Annotated in this window: 4 protein-coding genes; 3 read left to right on the plus strand and 1 reads right to left on the minus strand. The window is 68.4% G+C overall.

Features of this window, described 5'->3' with window-relative positions; all coding sequences use genetic code 11:
- Positions 1–1,500: FAD-dependent oxidoreductase (locus EAO76_RS22385; RefSeq protein ID WP_262375663.1), on the minus strand; the 1,500-nt coding region annotated here is incomplete at its 3' end.
- Between the two features lie 434 nt (positions 1,501–1,934).
- On the opposite strand from EAO76_RS22385, the gene EAO76_RS22390 reads away from it, so the two are divergent.
- The 3 genes from EAO76_RS22390 to EAO76_RS22405 all read left to right on the plus strand — a co-directional run bounded on the left by EAO76_RS22390 (position 1,935) and on the right by EAO76_RS22405 (position 5,565).
- Positions 1,935–2,882: a carbohydrate ABC transporter permease gene (locus EAO76_RS22390; protein WP_148837742.1), complete on the plus strand. Its 948-nt coding sequence runs from the start codon at positions 1,935–1,937 to the stop codon at positions 2,880–2,882.
- Positions 2,879–5,131, plus strand: coding sequence for an extracellular solute-binding protein (locus EAO76_RS46510; protein WP_262375664.1), 2,253 nt, complete (start codon positions 2,879–2,881; stop codon positions 5,129–5,131). The genes EAO76_RS22390 and EAO76_RS46510 overlap by 4 nt, the downstream gene beginning before the upstream one ends.
- A gap of 188 nt (positions 5,132–5,319) precedes the next feature.
- A complete protein-coding gene (locus tag EAO76_RS22405; protein ID WP_148837743.1) occupies positions 5,320–5,565 on the plus strand; it encodes a hypothetical protein in 246 nt (81 codons plus the stop codon).
- Positions 5,566–5,725 lie beyond the last annotated feature (160 nt).

Below are 5,725 nucleotides of genomic sequence, written 5' to 3' on the forward strand. Positions count from 1 at the left end.
GGTTCCGTCGGTGTTCTGGGTCGCGACGAAGACCTGGTCGGTGCCGGTGGTGGTGATGTAGTAGATCCGTTTGGTGTCTGTGGTGTTCCAGGTGATGCCGAGGGCTGCTGTGGTCTGGGTGTTGGTGTATACGGTTTTGCTGGTCCAGCTGCTGCCGCTCGGGTAGGCGTAGTGCACGTGGAAGTTGCCGTTGCTGTCGGCGAGGCCGATGACGGAGGCGTCCTGGCGCAGGAGGGTGCGGCGGACCAGGTCGGGGTGTTGGGTGGCCAGTTCGCGGGGGGTGAGGTTGTGGGCGGTGCACAGGGCGGCGGCGGTGCCGGCGGCTTCGCCGAGGGTGGCGCAGGTGGCCATGACGCGGGTGGCGCCGAAGGCGATGTGGGTGGCGGAGATGTTGCGTCCGGCGAACAGGAGGTTGGTGACGTTGGCGGAGTACAGGGAGCGCAGGGGTATGTGGAAGATGCCGTCGGCGTAGCGCTGGCGGGCGCCGGGTTCGTCGGCGTACATGCCCTGTGCGGGGTGGAGGTCGACGGACCAGCCGCCGAAGGCGACGCGGTCGGTGAACTGTCGTTGTTCGAGGATGTCCTGCTGGGTGAGGATGTGGTCGCCGAGGAAGCGGCGGTATTCGCGTTTGCCGGGGAGGCTGCCGACCCATTCGAGGGTGAGGTTCTCGGCGTCGGGGAACTGGCCGGAGTTCTTGATGTGGTCCCAGATGCCCATGATCACGGCCTGGAGTTCGTCGCGGATGCGTTCGTTGTCGTGGACGGTGTCGATTTCGCCGCCCCATTCGATCCACCAGTAGTCGCAGCCGTTGTCGCCGGTGCGCAGGACGCGGTTGCGCAGGATGGGGGTGGTGGCGAGGTCGCGGGCGTAGGCGGGGGGGACGAATTTGACGGGGCGGCCGGTGTCCTTGGTGTGGAAGAGGATGGTGGAGCCGAGCAGGGCTCCGTCGGCTTCCTCGGGGGCCCAGGGTTCGCCGAATTCGGCTTGTGCTTCGCGGCCGATGCGGTGGTGGGCGCCGGCGAGGTGGCCGAGCAGGCCGTCGCCGGTGCAGTCGAGGAACTGCTGGGCGTGGAAGGTGATGCGGCGTTCGGAGCCCATCATCCAGCCGGTGCAGGAGTGGATCCGGCGTGCGTCGTCGGGGCCGGTGGCGTGGGCTTCCCGTACGTCGGTGTTGAGGTAGAGGTCGATGTTGGGTTCGGCGCGTACGGCGTCGAGGACGACCTGGTCCCAGTAGTAGGGGTTGCCTTCGGGGTTGCGGTACTGGTTCTCGGTGTACAGCTCGCCCATGATGCCGGTCTCGCGGGCCCAGCGGTGGACGCCGTGGGCGGTGGCGCCGCAGACCCAGACGCGGATCTCGCTGCTGGCGTTGCCGCCCAGGACGGGCCGGTTGTTGACCAGGGCGACGCGTCGGCCGAGGCGGGCGGCTGCGATGGCCGCGCAGGTCCCGGCCAGGCCGCCGCCGATGACGGCGATGTCGTAGTGGGCCTCTTCTTCCCGCACGGTGCGGCCTCCTTGGTGTGAAGCTCGGGTACTCTCCGGCGTAGCGGAGCCGCCTTGAACGTACATCACATGCATATTGTGCAACCACTATCCAGCTAGTGGGATGTGCTGTAGATTTCCGGCGCAGTCGACGATGCCGTCGCCGTGGGCCGACGGCTGGATTCGACCTGTTCGGCGATGCCGCCGTCCTGCTATGGAACCGGCGTTTCGCCAGCCAGAAGGGTTGACGCCGTCGCGCGATATGGAGAACGATCCCGCATGCTGCAACTTGCGTTCAATGGAGCATGCATGGCATTCACACAGGGGTCCGGCCGGGACAGGGGACGGGGCGCGTCCGCGCCCGCGCCCGGCCGTGCCGCGTCCGCCCTCCGGCGCGCGGCCCGTCGTGCCATGCCCCGTACCACCGCTCCCGCACCGCTTGAGAGGACACATCCATGAGTACGGCCGCACCTCCTCACAAGGCCGCACCCCCCCGCACAGCCGCCGCGCGCCGCAAGCGGTCCGGCGGGCGGCTCTCCAACGGCGCGTTCGCACTGCTGCTGACCGCACCGGGGCTCGCCCTGTTCGCGACGATCATCATCTATCCGCTGATATCGGCGCTCTTCACGGGTTTCTTCAAGCAGGACCTGCGGCTTCCGGGCCGTGAGTTCGTCGGGCTGGAGAACTTCGCGCACTGGCTGGACGGCGACTTCCTCACGATCCTCAAGCAGACGATGGTCTTCACCGTCGGCGCGACGATCGTTCCCTTCGTGATCGGCTTCGCGCTCGCGCTCGCGCTGAACTCGGGCCTGAGGGGCAGCGGCTTCCTGCGCGGCCTGTTCCTGTTCCCGTGGGTGATCCCGGGCGTGGTGGTCTCCTTCCTGTGGATGTGGATCTTCAACGCGAACTACGGCGTGCTCAACGGCGTCCTGATGAAGGCCGGGATCATCGAGGAGTCGATCTCCTGGCTCGGCCAGCCCGGCACCGCCATGCTCGCCGTCATCATCACCAAGACCTGGGCGAGCTTCCCCTGGATGATGGTGATGCTGCTGGCCGGCCTGCAGACCGTGCCCAAGGAGCTGCACGAGGCGGCCTCGATGGACGGGGCGGGCGCGGTGCGGCGCTTCTTCGCCGTGACCTGGCCGCAGGTGCGCGGAGTCGCCTCGATCGTGCTGCTGCTGGAGTTCATCTGGAACTTCCAGCACTTCGACACCATCTACGTGCTCACCGGCGGCGGCCCGGCCGGCTCCACCGAGACCTTCGCGACCGCCGTGTACCAGACCGCCTTCAAGGGCTTCGACATCGGCCGGGCGACCGCGCTGGGCGGCCTGTGGATGCTGCTCCTGCTGCTCCTGGTCGTCGTCTACATCCGGATCACCGAGCGGAAGGGCGACGCCCGATGACCTCCACCACCTCCACCACCCCGCTGTCGCGCACCGGCCGCCACCGCACCCGCACCGCACCCGCCGGGCGCACCTCGCGGCGCCGGATCCGCAAGGACCTGCTGCGTTCGCGGATCGCCGCCTGGAGCGCGGTCCTGGTGATCGGCGCGTTCGGCATGCTGCCGGTGTACTGGCTGCTGGCCACCGCCCTGAGCAGCCCCGAGCAGACCTTCCAGTTCCCGCCCAGGCTGATCCCCACCGAGATCACCTTCGACAACTTCACCGCCCTGGCCGGGAACGAGCAGCTGATCACGTACCTGGTCAACTCCCTGATCGTGGCCTCGATCACCGCCGTGCTGAGCGTGGTGGTCGCCACGTACATGGGCTACTCGTTCTCCAAGTTCCGCTACCGGGGCCGTCGCTCGCTGATGCACCTGGTGCTGGCCTCCCAGATGTTCCCCCAGGCACTGCTGCTGGTGACGCTGTACGCGGTGTTCTCCAGCTTCGGGCTGCTGAACACGTACACCGCCCTGGTGCTGTCCTTCACCACGTTCACGATGCCGCTGTGCGTGTGGATGCTCAAGGGCATCTTCGACACCATCCCCGACGCCCTGCTGGAGGCCGCCTCCATCGACGGCGCGTCCCGGTGGCGGACGCTGCACTCGGTGGTGGCACCCCTGGCCGCGCCCGGCATGATCGCCGCCGGCCTGTTCGCCTTCGTCCGCGGCTGGAACGACTTCATCTTCGCCGTCACCCTGGCCGACAAGGAGAAGCAGACCCTGCCCCCCGGCCTGGTCTCCACCTACATCGGCGAGTTCCAGACCGCATGGCCCGAACTGATGGCCGCCTCCCTCGTCGTGTCGGTCCCCGTGGTCATCGCCTTCATGTTCCTCCAGCGCTACCTCGTCGGCGGCATGACCGCCGGCTGCTTGCCCCTTTCCGCCCACTCCCCCATCCATGGAGACACCATGACCACCTCTGGCATCAGCCGGCGCGGCGCGCTGCGCATGTTCGGCCTCGGCGCGCTCGGCGTGGCAGGCGCCGGCGCGCTCGGCGCCTGCGCGCCCTCCGGCGCGAGCTCCTCCTCCAACGGAGGCGACACGAAGTCCAAGGACTTCGACTTCACCTCCTGGTCGCTCAACGAGGAAGCCGCCAAGCCCGCGATCGAGAAGATCATCAAGGCATGGGAGAAGGCAGAGGGCTCCAGGATCCGCGCGGTCTCCTACCCGTACAACGAGTACCTGAGCCAGCTCACCCTCAAGCTCGGCGGCGGGGAGACCACCGGCGCGGTGCACCTGGACATCGCCTGGCTGGCCGCGGTGGCGCAGATGGGCAAGCTCGCCGACCTCAGCCCGGTCGCCCTCAAGGGCGGCTACACCAACGTGGCACTGGACAGCGGCATGTACGACGGCAAGCAGTACGGCCTGCCATGGAACACCGGCTCGATCGGCGTGATCGCCAACTCCAAGCTCCTGGCGAAGGCCGGCATCAAGAAGCACCCCACCACCATCGAGGAGTTCGAGGGCGCGCTGCGGGAACTGAAGGGGCTGGGCGGCGGCATCGTGCCCTACGCCGCCGCCACCAAGGTCGCCCAGCTCAAGGACATCTTCCCCTGGATGCAGACCTTCGGCTGCACCCTCCTGGAAGGCAACAAGGTCACCATCGGCGACGACGCCTCCGTCGACGCGGTCACCTGGTACAAGAAACTGCACGACGAGAAACTGATCGCCGCGGACGTGGACCGCTTCGACGCACGCGCCCTGTTCGGCCAGGGCAAGGCCGCCTTCTACGACGACGCCATCATCGGCAAGGGCGTGACCGCCGCCCAGTCCAAGGACAAGACCCTGGCCGACGCGATGCAGCCGATGAAGCGCCCCGTCCTGCGCACCGGCGACAAGCCCCAGGCACTGCTGTGGGGCGGCGTGATCGCGATCGTCAAGGGCAAGGGACAGGACGCGGCAACACAGTTCGCACTGCACGCCACCTCCGACCGCGCCACCACCACCCAGTACTTCACCGAACGCGCCCTGCCCCCCTCGACCACCGCGGGCCTGTCCGACCCGAAGGTCGCCCAGGACACCTTCACCACCCAGTGGACCGAAAAAATCACCGACACCGCCACCGGCAGCCCGTTCTGGCAATTCGCACAGAACGCCCAGATCGAAGAAGCCGTCGCCAAGCAGGTCCAGGCCGTCCTCGTCGGCAAGGAAAAGCCCAAGAACGCCATGAAGAAAGCCGCCGAAGAAGTCACCGACCTCATCAAGCGCTAACCCCCCACCCCTGGCCCCGGGTACCAGGGGCCAGGGGTGCCAGGAGTGCCAGGGGCCCGGGGTACCAGGGGTACCCGGGGGCCAGGGATGCCAGGGCCCGAGTGCCGGGGCCAGGGATGCCAGGGCCCGAGTGCCGGGGCCAGGGGTGCCAGGGCCCGAGTGCCGGGGCCAGGGGTGCCAGGGGCCCGGTGCGGACCGTTGCGGTCCGTACCGGGCCCCTGGCCTTTCCGCACGCCCATCCCCCAAGGCGGTATCCCAAAGAACACCTTCACCACCCGACAGCCACCGGCAGCCCGTTCCGGCAATCCGCACAGAAAACCCAGACCGAGGAAGCCGTCGCCAAACAGGTCCGGACCGTCCCGGCCGGCAAGGAAAAGCCCAAGACCACCGTGAAGAAGACCGCCGAAGAAACCACCGACCCCATCAAGCACTGACACCCCCACCCAGAACCCAGAAGCCCGGCACCCCAGGGGCCAGGGGACCCGGGGGCCGGGGAACCCAGGAGCCGGAGACCCGGAGGCCGGGGGCCCAGGAGCCGGGGGCCAGGGGGCCAGGGGGCCAGGGGGCCGGGGACCGGGGGCCAGGGGCCAGGGG

The sequence above is a fragment of the Streptomyces sp. sk2.1 genome (assembly GCF_008120935.1).
GTDB lineage: Bacteria > Actinomycetota > Actinomycetes > Streptomycetales > Streptomycetaceae > Streptomyces.

What these genes read in the sequence shown, in the direction of transcription:
- EAO76_RS22390 (WP_148837742.1), top strand. Translation starts at nt 1,935, where the DNA reads ATGAGTACGGCCGCACCTCCTCACAAGGCCGCACCCCCCCGCACAGCC.
- EAO76_RS46510 (WP_262375664.1), top strand. Translation starts at nt 2,879, where the DNA reads ATGACCTCCACCACCTCCACCACCCCGCTGTCGCGCACCGGCCGCCAC.